Source organism: Paracoccus sp. S1E-3 (genome assembly GCF_013868135.1).
In the GTDB taxonomy this organism is placed as follows: Bacteria; Pseudomonadota; Alphaproteobacteria; order Rhodobacterales; family Rhodobacteraceae; genus Paracoccus.
The window spans coordinates 1,423,149-1,439,685 of record NZ_JACEMU010000004.1; the positions used below are offsets into that span (position 1 = coordinate 1,423,149).

At 65.5% G+C, this 16,537-nt stretch carries 16 protein-coding genes; 9 read left to right on the forward strand and 7 right to left on the reverse strand.

The features are described 5' to 3' along the window. Nucleotides 1–20: 20 nt before the first annotated feature. The gene (locus H1S04_RS07070; protein WP_181744802.1) at nt 21–563 is read left to right on the forward strand and encodes a TlpA disulfide reductase family protein; all 543 of its coding nucleotides are present in this window, start codon (nt 21–23) and stop codon (nt 561–563) included. Here the strand turns inward: H1S04_RS07070 and H1S04_RS07075 are convergent. After that, nucleotides 541–1,116 carry a DNA-3-methyladenine glycosylase I gene (locus tag H1S04_RS07075; protein ID WP_181744803.1) on the reverse strand — a complete coding sequence of 192 codons (576 nt, stop codon included), beginning with the start codon at nt 1,114–1,116 and terminating at the stop codon, nt 541–543. The genes H1S04_RS07070 and H1S04_RS07075 overlap by 23 nt on opposite strands. 91 nt (nt 1,117–1,207) lie before the next feature. On the opposite strand from H1S04_RS07075, the gene H1S04_RS07080 reads away from it, so the two are divergent. The 4 genes from H1S04_RS07080 (at nt 1,208) to gcvA (ending at nt 5,502) form a co-directional block, all read left to right on the forward strand. Then, entirely contained in the window at nt 1,208–2,032 is an 825-nt protein-coding gene (locus H1S04_RS07080) for an EAL domain-containing protein (RefSeq protein ID WP_181744804.1), read from the forward strand. Nucleotides 2,033–2,324: 292 nt separating this feature from the next. Beyond that, on the forward strand, nt 2,325–3,497 hold the full coding sequence (locus H1S04_RS07085) for an acetyl-CoA C-acetyltransferase (protein ID WP_181744805.1): 1,173 nt from the start codon (nt 2,325–2,327) through the stop codon (nt 3,495–3,497). A 90-nt stretch (nt 3,498–3,587) separates the two neighbouring features. Next, nucleotides 3,588–4,313: an acetoacetyl-CoA reductase gene (phbB, locus tag H1S04_RS07090; RefSeq protein WP_181744806.1), complete on the forward strand. Its 726-nt coding sequence runs from the start codon at nt 3,588–3,590 to the stop codon at nt 4,311–4,313. A 259-nt stretch (nt 4,314–4,572) separates the two neighbouring features. Beyond that, nucleotides 4,573–5,502, forward strand: coding sequence for a transcriptional regulator GcvA (gcvA, locus tag H1S04_RS07095; RefSeq protein ID WP_181744807.1), 930 nt, complete (start codon nt 4,573–4,575; stop codon nt 5,500–5,502). Between the two features lie 62 nt (nt 5,503–5,564). On the opposite strand, the gene H1S04_RS07100 is transcribed toward gcvA, so the two are convergent. From H1S04_RS07100 to H1S04_RS07110, 3 genes are read right to left on the reverse strand one after another with little or no spacing between them, the layout of a single operon-like run. Beyond that, nucleotides 5,565–5,729 carry a YdcH family protein gene (locus tag H1S04_RS07100; RefSeq protein ID WP_181744808.1) on the reverse strand — a complete coding sequence of 55 codons (165 nt, stop codon included), beginning with the start codon at nt 5,727–5,729 and terminating at the stop codon, nt 5,565–5,567. A 59-nt stretch (nt 5,730–5,788) separates the two neighbouring features. Then, entirely contained in the window at nt 5,789–6,547 is a 759-nt protein-coding gene (locus tag H1S04_RS07105; protein WP_181744809.1) for a tRNA1(Val) (adenine(37)-N6)-methyltransferase, read from the reverse strand. Next, entirely contained in the window at nt 6,540–6,749 is a 210-nt protein-coding gene (locus H1S04_RS07110; protein WP_181744810.1) for a DUF2007 domain-containing protein, read from the reverse strand. Before H1S04_RS07110 ends, H1S04_RS07105 begins: the two co-directional genes overlap by 8 nt. Before the next feature lie 71 nt (nt 6,750–6,820). On the opposite strand from H1S04_RS07110, the gene H1S04_RS07115 reads away from it, so the two are divergent. Continuing rightward, the gene (locus tag H1S04_RS07115; RefSeq protein WP_181744811.1) at nt 6,821–7,819 is read left to right on the forward strand and encodes a polyprenyl synthetase family protein; all 999 of its coding nucleotides are present in this window, start codon (nt 6,821–6,823) and stop codon (nt 7,817–7,819) included. Between the two features lie 63 nt (nt 7,820–7,882). Here H1S04_RS07115 and H1S04_RS07120 read toward each other — a convergent pair whose 3' ends face one another. Continuing rightward, entirely contained in the window at nt 7,883–9,265 is a 1,383-nt protein-coding gene (locus H1S04_RS07120) for an ammonium transporter (RefSeq protein WP_181744812.1), read from the reverse strand. A 264-nt stretch (nt 9,266–9,529) separates the two neighbouring features. On the opposite strand from H1S04_RS07120, the gene H1S04_RS07125 reads away from it, so the two are divergent. Continuing rightward, nucleotides 9,530–11,914, forward strand: coding sequence for a transglycosylase domain-containing protein (locus H1S04_RS07125; protein WP_181744813.1), 2,385 nt, complete (start codon nt 9,530–9,532; stop codon nt 11,912–11,914). Between the two features lie 82 nt (nt 11,915–11,996). Here H1S04_RS07125 and H1S04_RS07130 read toward each other — a convergent pair whose 3' ends face one another. Next, nucleotides 11,997–12,611 (reverse strand): phospholipid-binding protein MlaC, encoded by a 615-nt coding sequence (locus H1S04_RS07130; RefSeq protein WP_255435470.1) that lies wholly within the window; start codon nt 12,609–12,611, stop codon nt 11,997–11,999. Continuing rightward, entirely contained in the window at nt 12,583–13,326 is a 744-nt protein-coding gene (locus tag H1S04_RS07135; protein ID WP_181744815.1) for a VacJ family lipoprotein, read from the reverse strand. Before H1S04_RS07135 ends, H1S04_RS07130 begins: the two co-directional genes overlap by 29 nt. Nucleotides 13,327–13,446: 120 nt before the next feature. On the opposite strand from H1S04_RS07135, the gene H1S04_RS07140 reads away from it, so the two are divergent. Together H1S04_RS07140 and H1S04_RS07145 are read left to right on the forward strand one after the other, a co-directional pair. Continuing rightward, nucleotides 13,447–15,186 (forward strand): type I secretion system permease/ATPase, encoded by a 1,740-nt coding sequence (locus tag H1S04_RS07140; protein WP_181744816.1) that lies wholly within the window; start codon nt 13,447–13,449, stop codon nt 15,184–15,186. Further along, complete coding sequence (locus H1S04_RS07145; protein WP_181744817.1) at nt 15,186–16,499, forward strand: HlyD family type I secretion periplasmic adaptor subunit; 1,314 nt, start codon at nt 15,186–15,188, stop codon at nt 16,497–16,499. Before H1S04_RS07140 ends, H1S04_RS07145 begins: the two co-directional genes overlap by 1 nt. Nucleotides 16,500–16,537 lie beyond the last annotated feature (38 nt).

Here is a 16,537-nt window from a genome sequence, read left to right on the forward strand (position 1 = left end):
TCTGGTCCGAAAGGTTGAAGATGCTGCGTATGCTGATCCTTTATACGGCGCTCGCCGCCGGTGCAAACACGGCCCTGGCGGGCGAGATCGACTTCGTCGCCGCCAAGGCCGGAGGCCTGGAACTGGCAAGCGGCAACGGCCAGCCGGTTTCGCAGACCGTTTTCACCGATCCCGAGGGCGGCGAGCACAAGCTGGGCGACTATGCAGGCAAGGCGCTGCTGGTGAATTTCTGGGCCACCTGGTGCGCCCCCTGCCGCGAGGAAATGCCGGCGCTGAACAGCCTTCAGAAGGAATTCGGCGGCGAGGATTTCGAGGTGGTGACCATCGCCTCCGGTCGCAACCCGCCGAAGGCGATCGACAAGTTTCTGACCGAAGCGGAAATCGATGCCCTGCCCGTTCTTCTGGATCCGCGTCAGAAACTTGCCCGCGAATTCGGCGTGGTTGCCCTGCCCGCAACGATCCTGATCGACGCCGAGGGGAACGAGGTCGCCCGGCTGATGGGTCCCGCGGACTGGATTTCCGATGCCGCCAAACGGGTCATCACGGAGCTGAAAGCGCCCTGACCCGGTCGTGGCAATGGCAGGCGGTGATGTGGTCATTGACCATGCCGGTCGCCTGCATGAAAGCGTAACAGATCACCGGCCCGCAGAAATTGAAGCCCCGCTTCTTCAGCGATTTCGACATGTCAGTCGATTCCTTGGTGGCCGTTGGCACCTGCGCCATGCTGGTCCAGCCGTTCTGGACCGCTGCGCCGCCCACGAAGCCCCACAGATAGGAGGCAAAGCCTTCGGCCGATTCGATCTCCAGAAACAGCCGGGCGCTGCGGACGGCGCCCTCGATCTTGCCGCGATGACGGATGATTCCGGGATTTTGCAAAGCATTTTCAATATTTTTTTCGTCCCAGCGGGCGACGCGCTCGGGGTCGAAGCCTTCAAATTCCGCGCGGAAGGCGTCGCGCTTGCGCAGGATGGTGATCCAGCTCAGCCCGGCCTGAAACCCATCCAGCACCAGCTTTTCCCACAGCGCCCGCGGATCGTGTTCCGGCACGCCCCACTCGCTGTCGTGATATTCGACATAGATCGGCTCGGTCCCACACCAGCCGCAGCGCTCGGTCATCGTCATTAATCCTTAACCCGGAAAATGTTCGGGTTTCACCCCATGTTAAGACATCATCCCCATGATGCATGTAGGTAGCAAGGATTCGGTCATGACGGATGCAGGACACGGGGAAAATGATGGCGTCGATTCGGCCCTGGATTATGTAATCGACCACAAGACACGCCTGACGATGGCGGTGGTCGAAGACGCCCTGACACGCGGCGACGCGGTTCTGGCCTATCAGCCGATCGTGCAGGCCGACCGTCCCAGCCTCTCCGCCTTCCACGAGGGCCTGATCCGCATCGTCGACAATACCGGGCGCTTCATTCCGCTGCGCGATTTCATGCCCGATGCCGAAACCACCGAACTGGGGCGGCGGATCGACTGCGCGTCGATCGCCCTGGGGCTGCATGCCCTGCAGCAGGATTCGGCGCTGCGCCTGTCGGTGAACATGTCGGCGCGCTCGATCGGTCATCCCGTCTGGACGGAGACGTTGCGCCGCGGTCTCGCCCGCGACGAACGCATCGCCGAACGGCTGATCCTTGAGGTGACGGAAAGCTCCGCCATGACCATGCCCGAACTGGTCATTCCCTTCATGCGCGACCTGCAGGGGCGTGGCGCCAGTTTCGCGCTTGACGATTTCGGCGCCGGACACACCTCGTTCCGTTACCTGCGCGAATTCAATTTCGACATGATCAAGATCGACGGCCAGTTCATCCGCAAGATCGCCCATCAGCCCGACAACCAGGTGCTGGCGGCGGCGCTGCAGGCGATCGCGCATCATTTCGACATGTTCACCGTGGCCGAATCAGTCGAGACCGCCGACGAGGCGGCGTATCTGATCAACATGGGGATCGACTGCCTTCAGGGCTATTATTTCGGCGCCCCGACGATCACTCCCCCCTGGAAGACGCCGAAAGCGGCGGCGCGCTGACCGGCCGCGCAGTACCGGGCGCGTCGTCAAGACGCCATGAACGCCGGGGGTCGGAAGGGTAATCGATCAGGCCTGCGTTGTCATGCAGGACGGTGCCGCTCAGCAGTTGCGGACTGGCGATGCGCGGTTGCGGCTTGTCTACAGAGGGCGGCATGCCCAGATGAACGGCATGCCGGATCGGCTGCGTGGTTTTCCATCTTGCCAGTGCCGCTTGACGCTAGGTTGCAGTTGGGCATGGTAAACGGAACGGCCTCGCGCCGGCCAAGCCTGCTCACCCGAAAGGACCCTTTTCATGACCAAAGCCGTAATCGTCTCCGCCGCCCGTACGCCGGTCGGCAGTTTCATGGGCTCCTTCGCCAATATCCCCGCCCACGAGTTGGGTGCCACGGTGCTGGCCGAGGTTGTCAAACGTGCGGGCGTAGACCCCGCCGAAATCAGCGAGACCATCCTGGGCCAGGTGCTGACCGCCGGACAGGGCCAGAACCCCGGCCGTCAGGCCCATATCAACGCAGGTCTGCCGAAGGAATCGGCCGCCTGGCTGATCAATCAGGTCTGCGGCTCGGGCCTGCGCTCGGTCGCGCTGGCGGCCCAGCAGGTGCTGCTGGGTGACGCGCAGGTGGTGCTGGCGGGCGGCCAGGAATCGATGTCGCTCTCGGGCCATGCGGCACATCTGCGCGCCGGCCAGAAGATGGGCGACATGAAGATGGTCGACACCATGATCAAGGACGGCCTCTGGGACGCGTTCAACAATTACCACATGGGCCAGACCGCCGAAAACGTCGCCGAACGCTGGGGCATCACCCGCGAAGCCCAGGACGAATTCGCCGTCAACAGCCAGAACAAGGCCGAAGCCGCCAAGAAGGCCGGCCGGTTCAAGGACGAGATCGTCCCCTTCGTGGTCAAGGGCCGCAAGGGTGACGTCATCATCTCCGACGACGAATATATCCGCGACGGCGCCACGCTGGACGCGATGCAGAAGCTGAAACCGGCCTTCATGAAAGACGGCACCGTGACCGCGGGCAATGCCTCGGGCCTGAACGACGGCGCCGCCGCCGTCATGGTCATGACCGAGGACGAGGCCGCGCGCCGCGGCCTGACCCCGCTGGCCCGCATCGCCGCCTACGCAACGGCGGGGCTTGATCCGGCGATCATGGGCACCGGCCCGATCCCGGCCAGCCGCCGCGCGCTGGAGAAGGCCGGCTGGAAGGTCGAAGACCTCGACCTGATCGAGGCGAACGAGGCTTTTGCCGCACAGGCCCTCGCCGTCAACAAGGATATGGGCTGGGATCCGTCGATCGTGAACGTGAACGGCGGCGCCATCGCCATTGGCCACCCGATCGGCGCCTCGGGGGCGCGGATCCTGAACACGCTGCTGTTCGAAATGGCGCGCCGCGACGCCAAGAAAGGCCTCGCCACCCTCTGCATCGGCGGCGGTATGGGCGTCGCCATGTGCCTCGAGCGCTGATTGACACCGCAGCGCGCAATGATCTTGCGCGCTGCAACTTCAAAGGTTAGTAATATTTCACAGATTATTCCAGTTAAGGGGGGGGGAAACATGTCAAAGGTAGCCATCGTCACCGGAGGCTCGCGCGGGATCGGCGCAGCCATTTCCAAGGCGCTGAAAGAGGCAGGTTACACCGTCGCGGCAAGCTATGCCGGCAATGACGACGCCGCCAAGGCCTTCACCGCCGAAACCGGTATCAAGACCTATAAATGGGACGTCGCCGATTACGACGCCTGCGCGGCCGGCATCAAGCAGGTCGAGGCCGAACTGGGTCCGGTCGCCATTCTGGTCAACAATGCCGGCATCACCCGTGATGCGATGTTCCACAAGATGACGCCGCAACAGTGGAAAGAGGTGATCGACACCAACCTGACCGGTCTGTTCAACATGACCCATGGGGTCTGGAACGGCATGCGCGATCGCAAATTCGGGCGGATCGTCAATATCAGCTCGATCAACGGGCAGAAGGGTCAGGCGGGTCAGGCGAACTATTCCGCGGCCAAGGCGGGCGATATCGGCTTCACCCGCGCGCTGGCACAGGAAGGCGCGCGCGCGGGCATCACCGTCAACGCCATCGCGCCGGGCTATATCGGCACCGAGATGGTGCGCGCCATCGACGAGAAGGTGCTGAACGAGCGGATCATCCCGCAGATCCCCGTTGGTCGGCTGGGCGAGCCCGAGGAAATCGCCCGCTGCGTGGTCTTCCTGGCGGACGATCAGTCCGGATTCATCACCGGCTCAACCATTTCCGCAAACGGGGCGCAGTACTTCTCCTGATAGGGGAAGGACCTGAGCCTTCCGGCCGGTCCCGTCCTGGGGCCGGCCTTTCCATTTCAGCGCGCGGAACAGATTTGCAAAAGCGGCGCGGCGCAGGCGGTGCGCCTCGGCATGGGCAAGCCGCTGGCGGGCATTGGTGGGGATCTGGATCATCAAAGCACCTTTGATTAAATTTTTCTTGCCCCGTCATGATATCTCCCTTCAACTTCAACGGACAAACGAGTTGCTCTGACATTCTGTTCAAGAATATCTTGAAAATATGGACCAACCGCCCCTGACCGCCTTGCGCGCCTTTGAAGCGGCCGCGCGCCACCTGTCCTTCAGTCGCGCCGCAGAGGAGTTGCACGTGACGCCGGCAGCCCTGTCCTTCCAGATCAAGCAGTTGGAGGACCAGCTGGGCCAGCCGGTCTTTCAACGGCAACACCGCAAGCTGTCCCTGACGCCCCTCGGGCAGGCCCTACTGCCCGGCGCCCGCGCCGGCTTCGAGCAGATCCGCGCCGCCTGGCGCGAGGCGCAGCGCAGCCTGTCCGCGACCAGCCTGACGGTCACGGCGGGACCGGCCTTCACCGCCAAATGGCTGGCGCCGCGCCTGTTCGGCTTTGCCCGCGCCCATCCACAGATCGAGCTTCGCCTCGTCGCCAGCCTGCGCCTGATGGACCTGCAGCGAGACGGCATCGACCTGGCAATCCGATACGGGCTACCGGGCGCAGCCAATCTGACCAGCCATGACCTGATGCTGGGCGACTGGTATGCGCCGATGATGTCGCCCGAACTGTCCCTGCGGTTTCCAGCGCCCGAAGCGCTGCGCGATGCCCCGCTGCTGCATCTGCACGATGTCGATTTCCTCCAGCCCACACCCGATTGGGCCGGATGGTTCCGCGCCGCCGAGCTGGGCAGCGCACCGCCGGGCGGGGCGCATTTTTCCCATCACGATCATGCGCTTGATGCGGCCATAGGCGGCGCAGGCGTGATCATGGGCCGCTGGTCGATCGCCCATGACCTGCTGACCTCGGGCCGGCTGATCGCCCCCTATCCGCTGTCACTGGTCACCAAGGCGGCGTTCCGCGTGCTGTCGCGTCCGGGGACAGCGACCCAGCCACATATCCGCGCCTTCCTGGACTGGCTGGACGGCGAGGTGGCACAGATGGACCCGATGACCGAGGGGCGCATCTTCCGCACCGCGTGGTAGAGTGGTAGATATGAAAAGGCCCGCGCAAATGCCGCGGGCCTTTCGTGATCGGAACTCGGTGTTCAGGCGTTCAGGCGCGTGATCTCTTCCTTGAGACGCAGCTTTTCCTTTTTCATCTCGGCGATTTCAAAGTCGGTGACGCCGGGCGCGCGCTGCGCCTGCTCTACCGCTTTGGAGATTTTGTCGTGCTTTTCACGGAGCTTCTCGATGTGAGCATCGACTGACATATTCGTCCTCCTGTACGCTTGTCGAACAGGGGGGATTGCAGCACAGATGATCGATTCTGTCACCCTCTATCGGCACCAGGTAACGGTATCGCGACAGCATGGCGCAGAATGGCCTGCGCCTTTTCGCTGAGATTTTCTGCATCGCCCGTATGCGCAGGGCCGTCATGCATGACAAGGGGCGGCAGCAGCCGCAAGGGCGCCCGCGCCCCCTTGCGGGCCCGCAGGATGACGCGGCCCGCATCGCGATCTGTCCGGGCGGCAATCGGCAGGATGGTGATCGCGCCGGCGCGGCCCGACAGCCCGGCCAGCAGCCCGTCCAGACGCTGGGCCAGATGGATGACGGTCAGCCAGCCGCCCGGCTGCAACCGTTTCAGCCCGGCATCGAGCCAGGCGGCCAGCGGCGTGTCCTCGTGCCGGGCGCCGGCGCGGCCGGCATCGGGTGACAGGGTGCCATCCGGGAAGAAGGGCGGGTTCATGATGACCTGATCGAAGCTGCGGGCGCGCAGCTCAGGGGGCGGCTGCGCCAGATCGGCCTCGATCACCTGCAGCGGGGCGGCGTTGCGCACCGCATTGGCGCGGGCAAGCGCGGCATAGCCGGGATCACGTTCGATCCCGGCCAGTTGCAGGCCCGGCACCCGCGCGGCGAGACACAGCGCGGCGGTCCCGACCCCGCAGCCCGGCTCCAGCACGGACTGGCCGGGCCGGGCCGGGCAGGCGGCGGCCAGCATCACCGCGTCGGCGCCGGCGCGATAGCCCTGCGCGGGCTGCTCGATCCGCAGCCTTCCGTCCAGGAAGTCATCGATTCGGGTGTCAGTCATCCAGGCCATGCTCGCGCAGGATGGCGCGCGACATGAACAGGTCGCGGTCGGCGACCATCAGCCGACGCGGCAGAATTCCCAGCGAACCTTCCAGCACGCTCATATGCTGGTCGAGCGCGAAGCTTTCGATTCCATCGGCGCGCAGGACGTCCTGGGCGCGCATCAGTCGCAGCGGGTCGGTGGTGCGCAGAAGTTCTTTCATGGTGCAAACGCTAGCGGGCGGTTGCACCGCTGTCCATCGCGTGGCAATTGCATGCCAGGAAAGGGAATTCCATGGACGCAGCTGTTACCCAGACCCCGATGGACCGCCTTGGCGAGACACTTGCCCCGGAAATGGCGCAGGTCAATGTGCTGATCCGCGAACGCATGGCCTCGCGCCACGCCCCGCGCATTCCCGAGGTCACCGCCCATCTGGTCGAGGCCGGCGGCAAGCGCCTGCGCCCGATGCTGACCCTGGCCGCCGCCAAACTGTGCGGATATGACGGGCCCTATCACATCCATCTGGCGGCGACGGTGGAGTTCATTCACACCGCGACCCTGCTGCATGACGATGTGGTCGACGAAAGCCAGCAGCGGCGCGGCCGCCCGACGGCAAACCTGCTGTGGGACAACAAGTCCAGCGTTCTGGTCGGCGATTACCTGCTGGCCCGCGCCTTCCAGCTGATGACCGATACCGGCGTCATGCGGGTGCTGGAAATCCTGTCGAACGCCTCGGCCACGATTTCCGAAGGCGAGGTGCTGCAATTGACCGCCGCGCAGGATCTGGCGACGGACGAATCGATCTATTTGCAGGTCGTGCGCGGCAAGACGGCGGCGCTGTTTTCCGCCGCGACCGAGGTGGGGGCGGTGATCGCCCGCGCGCCCGAGGATCAGGTCCGCGCGCTGTTCGATTACGGCGACGCGCTTGGCATCGCCTTTCAGATCGCCGACGACCTCCTCGATTACGGCGGCGCAAGCGCGGTGATCGGCAAGAATACCGGCGACGATTTCCGCGAGCGCAAGCTGACCCTGCCGGTCATCAAGGCCATCGCCGCCGCCGACGCGACCGAACGCGCCTTCTGGCAACGCACCATCGAAAAGGGCGATCAGCGCGAGGGCGATCTGGAACAGGCGCTGGCGATCATGGCGCGCCATGGCGCGCTGGAGGCGGCGCGGGCCGATGCGCTCGGCTGGGCGGCAAAGGCGCGCACGGCACTGGCCCCCCTGCCCGCCGGGCCGATCCGCGACATGCTGGAGGATCTGGCCGATTTCGTGGTGTCGCGAATCGCCTGAGTCGCGCGGAAGATGCGAAAAGGCCCGGCTTACGCCGGGCCTTTTGCGTTCTGCCTGTCTGCCTCAGTTATAGGCGTTCTCGCCATGGGTGGTGATGTCGAGGCCCTGACGTTCGTCATTCTGCTCGACCCGCAGGCCGATCAGCGCCTTCACGACATGGATGGCGGCGAAGGAGACGATGCCCGACCAGATGATGCAGATCACCACGCCCAGCGTCTGCACATAGACCTGATGGCTGATCGAGAATGCGCCCGGCTGCCCGGTCGCATAGTCGAAGACCCCGGCCCCGCCCAGTGCCGGCGCGGCGAATACCCCGGTCAGGATCGCGCCCACGATACCGCCGACACCGTGGATGCCGAACACATCGAGGCTGTCGTCGATGTTCAGCCGCGCCTTCAGCCAGACCACCGCCCAGAGGCAGACGATGCCCGCCACGAAGCCGATCACGATGGCACCCATCGGTCCGACGAACCCGGCCGCGGGGGTGATCCCGACCAGCCCGGCCACCACGCCCGAGACGGCGCCCAGAAGCGAGGGGTGGCCGCGCAGGATCCATTCGCCCAGGGTCCAGCCCAGGGCTGCGGCGGCCGGGGCGACGACGGTGTTCAGCAGCGCCATCGCGGCCACGCCATTCGATTCCAGATTGGAGCCGGCGTTGAAGCCGAACCAGCCGATCCACAGCAGGCAGCCGCCGATCAGGGTGAAGGTCAGGTTGTGGGGGGCGATCAGTTCGCGCCGGTAGCCGAGGCGCGGGCCGGCGACATACGCAGCGACCAGGCCCGCGACGCCCGCATTGATGTGGATGACGGTGCCACCGGCGAAATCCAGCGCGCCGTGGCCGAACAGCAGACCCGAGGGCGCGTCATAAGCGCTCGGTCCGCCCCACCACCAGACCATATGCGCCATGGGCAGGTAGGAGAGGAAGAACCAGATCACCACGAACAGCAGAATGGCGGAGAATTTCAGCCGTTCTGCCGTGGCGCCGACGATCAGCGCCGGCGCGATGCAGGCGAAGGCCAGCTGGAAGATCACAAAGCTCAGCTCGGGGATATAAACGCCCTTGGTAAAGGTCTCGGCGATGGAATTCGCATCGACCGCAGTCAGGAAGGCCTTGGACAGGCCGCCGATATAAGGCGTCAGCGGACCGGCCGAGGCGGCATCGCCCGCGCCGGTAAAGGCCAGCGAATAGCCGAACGCGACCCAGAGCAGCGCCATCACGCAGAAGGTCGTCAGCACCTGCATCAGCACCGACAGCACGTTCTTGCCGCGCACCAGGCCGCCATAGAACAGCGCCAGTCCGGGAATGGTCATCATCATGACCAGAATACCCGACAGCAGCATCCAGGTGGTGTCGCCCTTGTCGGGCACCGGCACGGCGGCCTCCTGCGCATGGGCAGCACCGGCGGCAAGCGCCAGCGCGATGGCGAGGGGGAATATCTGTCTCATTCGGCATCACCTTTTCGTTCTGGGTCGCCACCGCGCCGGCGGCTCTTGCCATCAGAAGGGCGGCACGGCGTCATCTGCTCAAGTCTTTGGCAGGGGCGACGGGGGGCGGAAACGTGCCGCGATCAGGAAATGGGCGGGGTTTGATGCAAATGCCCAATTAGTGGGCATATCACATACCGGTCAGGGGACTTCGCATCCGCTGTCGCCTCGTGTATGCTGCCGCGCAATCAGGCCGGGGAAGCCGGTCCCGCAGGATACAGGCAAATGGCAGAACCTCCCCGCAAGCGCCGCCAGGTGGTGGCCGAACGGCGTTATTCGAATCCGACCCAACCGTCCGGCAAAACGCCGCGCGGCAAGGCAGGCCGCCGCGCCCCCGTGCGCCGCGGCAATGCCGTCACACGTGGGGTCAGCGGCTTTTTCCGGCTGATCTGGCGCGCCATCTTCGGCACCATCTGGGCCACCGTGCTGACGGTTGTGGGCATCGTCGGGCTGGCGACTTTCTATTACTACTCGCAATTGCCCGAATCCTCGGCGCTGTTCGACGGCCGGGCGCGCGGCGGGGTGACAATGCTCGATCGTGAAGGCAAGGTCTTCGCCTGGCGGGGCGAGACTTACGGCTCGGTCAGCCCCGACAAGATCGCGCCTGCGCTGCGCAACGCCGTGGTCGCGACCGAAGACAGGCGTTTCTACAGCCATCTGGGCATCGATCCGCGCGGCATCGCCAGCGCCATCAAGATCAACATGGCCGAAGGGCGCGGCCCGCTGGAAGGCAATGGCGGCTCGACCATCACACAGCAGGTTTCCAAGCTGCTCTGTCTGGGCGAGACTTTCGACCCTACGCGCTGGGAAGACGAGGCCGCTTACGAGGCCGAGTGCCGCACCTCCTCGCTCTGGCGCAAGATCAAGGAAGTGCCCTTCTCCTTTGCGATGGAGCTGAAATACACCAAGGACGAGATCCTTGGCATCTACATGAACCGGTCCTATCTGGGCGGCGGCGCACGCGGGTTCGAAGCCGCGGCCGAGCGGTATTTCGGCAAGCATGCCAGCGACGTGTCGGTGGCCGAATCGGCAATGCTGGCGGGGTTGCTGAAGGCGCCCAGCTATTTCGCGCCGACCTCGAACATCAACCGGGCGCAGGACCGCGCCAATGTGGTGCTGGCGCTGATGCACGAACAGGGCCGAATCACCGACCAGGAATTCGAACAGGCCAAGGCCAACCCGGCGGTGCTGTCGCAGGCGGCGGCAGCGCGGGCGGGCGGCTATTTCGCCGACTGGCTGATGGAATCCGGGCCGGGCTTCCTGACCACCGAAACCACGGAAGACGTGACCATCCTGACAACCTTCGACCAGAAGGTGCAGCAGGCGGCTGAACGGGCGCTGAAGGCGACCTTCGACGCCAAGGTCAGGGATGGCTCCAAGGCCGAGGCCGCCGTGGTGGTTCTGTCCGCCGATGGCGCGGTGCGCGCGATGATCGGCGGCCGCGACGACAAGGTTTCGGGCGTGTTCAACCGCGCCACTCAGGCCAAGCGGCAGACCGGGTCCAGCTTCAAGCCCTTCGTCTTCGCGGCCGGGCTGGATCAGGGCATGACCCCCGACAGCATCGTCCAGGACGGTCCGCTGACCATCAATATCCGCGGCAGCAAGCCGTGGTCGCCGCAGAACTATACACGCCGCTTCTCGGGCGACGTGACCATGACCACGGCGCTGAAACAGTCGCTGAATACAGCGACCATCCGCATCCAGGAAAAGGCCGGCCGCGATTCGGTGCGTCGCATCGCCCAGGAATTCGGCGTCGGCGCCGATCTGCCCAACGTGCCCTCGCTGGGTCTGGGCGTGTTCGATTCGACGCTGCTGGAAATGACCGGCGCCTATGCCGGGATTCGCAATGGCGGCCGCGCCGTGCGGCCCTACGGCGTGGTCGAACTGCGCATCCGAGGCGAGGACAGCCCGATGATCGCCCAGACCGGCGGTATGGGGCAGCGGGTGATCTCGCAACAGGCGGCGTCCAACCTGATCTACATGATGCAGCAGGTGATCGAGAGCGGAACCGGACGGCGCGCCAGCCTGAACGGCCGCCCGGCGGCGGGCAAGACCGGGACCACTTCGTCTTATCGCGACGCCTGGTTCATCGGCTTCACCGACCAGTTCGTGACCGGCGTGTGGATGGGCTATGATGACAATACGCCGCTGAAAGGCGTAACCGGCGGCGGTCTGCCGGCCGAGATCTGGCAGGCGGTGATGATGGAAATCCACGAAGGCCTGCCGAACGAGCCGCTGGGCCGCTTCGTCGGCGACGAGGGGTCGCGTATCGGCGATGGCGTGGCGCCGTCGGTCCGGGGCGACGACGCGCTTGCCGATGCGCTGAGCGCGGCGCTGACCAATATGGGCGGCGGCGATTCGCCCGGCGCCCCCGCCGGTCAGCCGATGGTGAGCGGTTCGAACGAACCTTTGGCCGATGCGCTGTCTGCCGCGCTTGGCCAGTCGGCACCGGCCCCGCAGGTCGGCGGCCAGAGCCAGCAGCCGGGCGCCCCGCCGGTCTTTTCCGGCAACACTGTCAGCTCAAACGGGCGCGGCGTCACGAATGCCCCCGAATCAGCCGCAAGCGACCCGTTGAGCGACGTCCTGCGCGGTATCGAGGGGTTGAACTGACACCGCCGCGCAACGAAACCCGCCCATGCGAAAGGCGCGCTCCGATCGGGGCGCGCCTTATTCATTGACGGTGGGGAAAACCTCAGCCGGCGCGCTGCAGCGCTGCTGTCAGCGCAGCCACGTCGCCCTTGTTTTGGGCCAGCATGGCGCCGATCTCGGCGCGCTCGGAGGCGAGCATGTTCACGCCCTCGATGACGATGTTGAAATACTTGCTGCGCCCCGACTTATCCGAGACATGCCATTCCACCTGCATCGGCGCCCGCCCGTTCAGCTTGGCGACCGAGGTCACCACGAAGAAGGATTTCACCGGCCTGGCCCCCGTCACCTCGATCTGCGAACCGATGAATTCCCGGAACCGCGCCCCATATTTGCGCCCGATATAGCCCTGGAACGCCTGCTTGTAGGCGGCGAATTGCTGCGGGCTGATCTGGCGCGCCGCCGGTCCAAGCGCCGAACGCGCGATCACGTCGACATCGGCATAGCGCGCGAAAATCGCCTCGAACTGCTGATACATCTGCGCGGGCGGCTGGCCGGAATTGATGACGGCATAGACCTCGCCCAGCGATTGCTGGATCAGCGCACGCGCCTCATTGGTATCCAGCGCAGATGCGGGCAGCCCCACCAAGGCCGCACCCCCGGCCAGCAGGCCCAGAAAGCCACGGCGCGAGCTATTCTTCGTAAGGATCGTAAGGGTCAATTTCGCCCCCTTCCATGCCAAGTTCATACCAGCGGTGGTTCAGATACAACAACCGCGTCTGCGCATAGCTATCCGCACTGTCATACAGGATGGAATCGACCGTATCGCCAAAACGCGCGCGGTCACCGATTTTTGAAGCCAGCTTGACGCCAGTGATCGCCAGTGCCTCGTGATCGTCGATCACGTAATCCAGCGGGTCGATGAACAGATCGAGCAGCTTGCCGAAAGCATCGCGCTGGGTCGATGGTCCCAGCAGCGGCAGTTCGAGATAGGCGCCTTCGGGTGCGCCCCAGACATGCAGCGTCTCGCCGAAATCGGTATCGACCTCCTCCAGCCCGAATTCGCGGCCGGCGGGATCGTGCAGCCCCCCCAGCCCCAGCGTCGAATTGATGAGGAAGCGCCCGGTATTCTGCGCGGCCTTGCCGGGGCGGCCCTGCAGCAGGCTGTTGACGACCTTGCCGGGCAGCGTGAGGTTGCCGCCGACATTTCCGACCACCACCAGCACGCCGTTTTCGCGCTTCTCCGCGCCGTCGCCCTCTTTCGACGACGAGGTCAGCGGCCGGACGAAATTCTCGTCGATGCTTTTGTTGAAGGCGTGGACACGGCGGTTGGTCGCCTCATAGGGGTCATTGATCTGCCCCGGCGTGCCTGCGGCGCAGCCGGCCAGCAGCAGGACGGCCGGAATAAAACTGCGGCGGAAGGGTTTTGCTAACATTTCGTTGGTATATCCCTGAGACAGACCGAATTCGAGAGACCCGTTGCCGGTGGCCGGCGAAACGGGAATAAGGAATGCGGCCCGCTACAGCAAGGCGGGCAGTCAGATGATCGGAACGCTATGGCACGCTCGACCAGCGAAGACAGAGGATTTGCGGAACTGCGCGCGGCCCGCGGCGGCAATTTCGGACTGCTGGCGGCGGTTGCGGTTTTTTCCCTTGCCGTCAATCTGTTGATGCTCACGGGGCCGCTGTTCATGCTGCAGGTCTACGACCGCGTTCTGGGCTCGCGCTCGGTCGAAACGCTGGTGGCGTTGTTCCTGCTGGTGGTGTTCCTTTTTGCTGTGATGGGCATCGTCGATCTGGCGCGCGGCCGAATCATGCAGCGCGTCGCCCTGCGCTTTCAGCAGCGGCTGGAACGGCGGGTTTTCGCCGCCTCGCTGGAAGACGGCATTGCCACCGGCTCTGACGCGGTGGCGCGCGGCGGCATGCGCGATCTGGAGGCGGTGCGCAATCTGATCGCCTCTCCGGTCAGTCTGGCGCTGTTCGACCTGCCCTTCGCGCCGCTTTATCTGGCGGCGGTCTATATCTTCCATCCGGTCTTGGGCGTCGTGGCCACGATTGGGGGCCTGATCCTGGTCCTGACCACGGTGCTGAACCAGGTATCGAGCAAGCGCGCGCTGCAGCAAAGCGCCGTCGCCAGCCAGGCGGCGGAACGCATGTCCGACATGTTCCGCGACGAGGGCGAGGTGATCGGCGCGCTCGGCATGCGCAACGCCACTTTCGAACGGTGGAGCAGGGCGCGCAACAAGGCCGCGGAAGCCGGGCTGGAAGGTTCGGATTCCACCCAGCTTTATACGGTGTTTTCCCGCAGCTTCCGGCTGTTCCTGCAAAGCGCGATGCTGGCGGCGGGGGCTTGGCTGGTTCTCCGGCAGGAGCTGACGCCGGGCGCAATGATTGCATCCTCGATCATGATGGGCCGCGCCCTGCAGCCGATCGAGGTTCTTGTCGGCCAGTGGTCGCTGGTGCAGCGGGCGCAGGACGGCTGGCGGCGACTGGGCGCGCTGCTGGCGCGCCGTCCGCAGGTCGCTGAACGCACCGCCCTGCCCCGCCCTCCGGCGCAGCTGGATGTCAGCCAGCTCAGCGTGGTGCCGCCGGGCGAACGCGCGCCGACGCTGCGCGGTGTCAGCTTCGCCCTGCCGCCGGGCAATGCGCTGGGGGTGATCGGCGCTTCGGGTGCCGGCAAATCCACGCTGGCACGCGCGCTGATCGGCGCCTGGCCGCCGGCCGCCGGAAGCATCCGGCTGGGGGGCGCCACCCTGGATCAGTTCCCGCTTGATGAACTGGGCCGGCTGGTCGGTTATCTTCCCCAGCAGGTGACGCTGTTTGACGGCACCGTCGCCGAAAACATCGCCCGGCTGGACGGGCAGCCCGATTCCAGCCGCGTCGTGCAGGCGGCGACCGCTGCCGCCGCCCATCAGATGATCCTGAACCTGCCCAAGGGCTACGACACGCCGCTGGCGCAGGCGGGCGGACAGCTCTCAGGGGGGCAGATCCAGCGCATCGGACTGGCCCGCGCGCTCTATACCGATCCGGTCCTGCTTGTGCTGGACGAACCGAACGCCAATCTCGACAATGAAGGCTCGCAAGCGCTGAACATGGCGATCCGCCGGATCAAGTCGCAAGGCGGCGCGGTCATCATCATGGCCCACCGTCCGGCAGCCATCGCCGAATGCGAATTGCTGCTGATGCTGGATCGCGGGGCCGTGCGCGCCTTCGGGCCGCGCGACGAAGTGCTGAAATCCGTGGTGCAGAATGCGCAGGCGATCCAGAACGCACGCAGCGCAGGGGGGGTGACCTGATGGCCGGTCCGTCGAAACAGGAACAGGTCTGGTCGGCGCGCGCGCCGATGATGCTGGGGCTGATCGCGATTTTCGTGCTGTTCGCGGGCTTCGGGGCATGGGCGGTCGGCACCCGAATCGCCGGGGCCGTCGTCGCCCCCGGCCAGGTCGAGGTCGAGCAGCACCGCCAGGTCGTCCAGCACCCGGACGGCGGCGTGGTCGACAAGATCCTCGTCCGTGACGGCCAGCAGGTCCGCGCGGGCGAGGTGCTGATCCAGCTGGACGGCAACCTGCTGAGCACCGAACTCGCCATCGTCGAGGGGCAGTATTACGAAATCCTGGCCCGCCGCGGCCGGCTGGAGGCCGAGCGCGACGAAAGCGACACCATCACCTTTCCGCAAGTGCTGCTGGAAAGCGCCGCGGGGCGCGAGAATCTGGGCCAGCTGATGGCCGCGCAACAAAGCCTGTTCGCGACCCGCCGGAGCACGCTTCAGCAATCGCTGGACCAGCTGGCAACGCAGACCCAGCAGATCAACAACCAGATCGACGGGATCAGCGCCCAGGCCATCGCCGCCGAATCCCAGCGCGCCCTGATCGGGCAGGAGCTGACCGATCAGCGCTCGCTGCTGAAGAAGGGCCTGGCCCAGGCGCCGCGCGTGCTGGCGCTGGAACGCGAGGCGGCCGCCATCGACGGGCAGATCGGCGAATTGCAGGCGATGCGCGCCCAGGCCGAGACACGCCAGACCGAAATCAACATCACCCGGCTGCAGAAGAAAAGCGAACGGCGCGAGCAGGCCGAGACCGAACTGCGCGATCTCGGTTATCGCGAGCTGGAACTGGCCGAGCGCCGCCGCTCACTGACCGAGCAGCTGTCGCGACTGGATATCACCGCGCCGGTCGCGGGCATCGTCCACCAGATGCAGGTAACCACCCCCCGCTCGGTCGTCCGCGCGGCCGAGCCGATCCTCTATATCGTTCCGCAGGACCGCCCGCTGGTGATCGCCGCCCGCATCGCGCCGATCAATATCGATGAGGTCGGTCCGGGCCAGTCGGTCAAGCTGCATTTCGCGGCCTTCAACAGCCGCACGACGCCGGAAATCGACGGCGTGCTCAGCCGGGTCTCGGCCGATGCGCTGGTGGACGAGGCCACGCGCGCCTCCTATTACCGCGCCGAGGTCTCCATCCCGCCCGAGGAGCGTGCCAAGCTGGGCGAATTGGTGCTGGTGCCGGGAATGCCGGTCGAGGTCTATATCCAGACCGGCAAGCGCAGCCCCGCCGCCTATCTGATCAAGCCCTTCACCGATTACTTCACCCGCGCCTTCCGCGAAAGCTGACGGGGGGGCGGCGCCCCGCCGGGCACGGTGCGGGGGAA

What these genes read in the sequence shown, in the direction of transcription:
- H1S04_RS07110 (WP_181744810.1), bottom strand. Translation starts at nt 6,749, where the DNA reads ATGAAAGAACTTCTGCGCACCACCGACCCGCTGCGACTGATGCGCGCC.
- H1S04_RS07085 (WP_181744805.1), top strand. Translation starts at nt 2,325, where the DNA reads ATGACCAAAGCCGTAATCGTCTCCGCCGCCCGTACGCCGGTCGGCAGT.
- H1S04_RS07125 (WP_181744813.1), top strand. Translation starts at nt 9,530, where the DNA reads ATGGCAGAACCTCCCCGCAAGCGCCGCCAGGTGGTGGCCGAACGGCGT.
- gcvA (WP_181744807.1), top strand. Translation starts at nt 4,573, where the DNA reads ATGGACCAACCGCCCCTGACCGCCTTGCGCGCCTTTGAAGCGGCCGCG.
- H1S04_RS07105 (WP_181744809.1), bottom strand. Translation starts at nt 6,547, where the DNA reads ATGACTGACACCCGAATCGATGACTTCCTGGACGGAAGGCTGCGGATC.
- H1S04_RS07075 (WP_181744803.1), bottom strand. Translation starts at nt 1,116, where the DNA reads ATGACCGAGCGCTGCGGCTGGTGTGGGACCGAGCCGATCTATGTCGAA.
- H1S04_RS07145 (WP_181744817.1), top strand. Translation starts at nt 15,186, where the DNA reads ATGGCCGGTCCGTCGAAACAGGAACAGGTCTGGTCGGCGCGCGCGCCG.
- phbB (WP_181744806.1), top strand. Translation starts at nt 3,588, where the DNA reads ATGTCAAAGGTAGCCATCGTCACCGGAGGCTCGCGCGGGATCGGCGCA.
- H1S04_RS07115 (WP_181744811.1), top strand. Translation starts at nt 6,821, where the DNA reads ATGGACGCAGCTGTTACCCAGACCCCGATGGACCGCCTTGGCGAGACA.
- H1S04_RS07140 (WP_181744816.1), top strand. Translation starts at nt 13,447, where the DNA reads ATGGCACGCTCGACCAGCGAAGACAGAGGATTTGCGGAACTGCGCGCG.
- H1S04_RS07100 (WP_181744808.1), bottom strand. Translation starts at nt 5,729, where the DNA reads ATGTCAGTCGATGCTCACATCGAGAAGCTCCGTGAAAAGCACGACAAA.
- H1S04_RS07070 (WP_181744802.1), top strand. Translation starts at nt 21, where the DNA reads ATGCTGCGTATGCTGATCCTTTATACGGCGCTCGCCGCCGGTGCAAAC.
- H1S04_RS07080 (WP_181744804.1), top strand. Translation starts at nt 1,208, where the DNA reads ATGACGGATGCAGGACACGGGGAAAATGATGGCGTCGATTCGGCCCTG.
- H1S04_RS07135 (WP_181744815.1), bottom strand. Translation starts at nt 13,326, where the DNA reads ATGTTAGCAAAACCCTTCCGCCGCAGTTTTATTCCGGCCGTCCTGCTG.
- H1S04_RS07120 (WP_181744812.1), bottom strand. Translation starts at nt 9,265, where the DNA reads ATGAGACAGATATTCCCCCTCGCCATCGCGCTGGCGCTTGCCGCCGGT.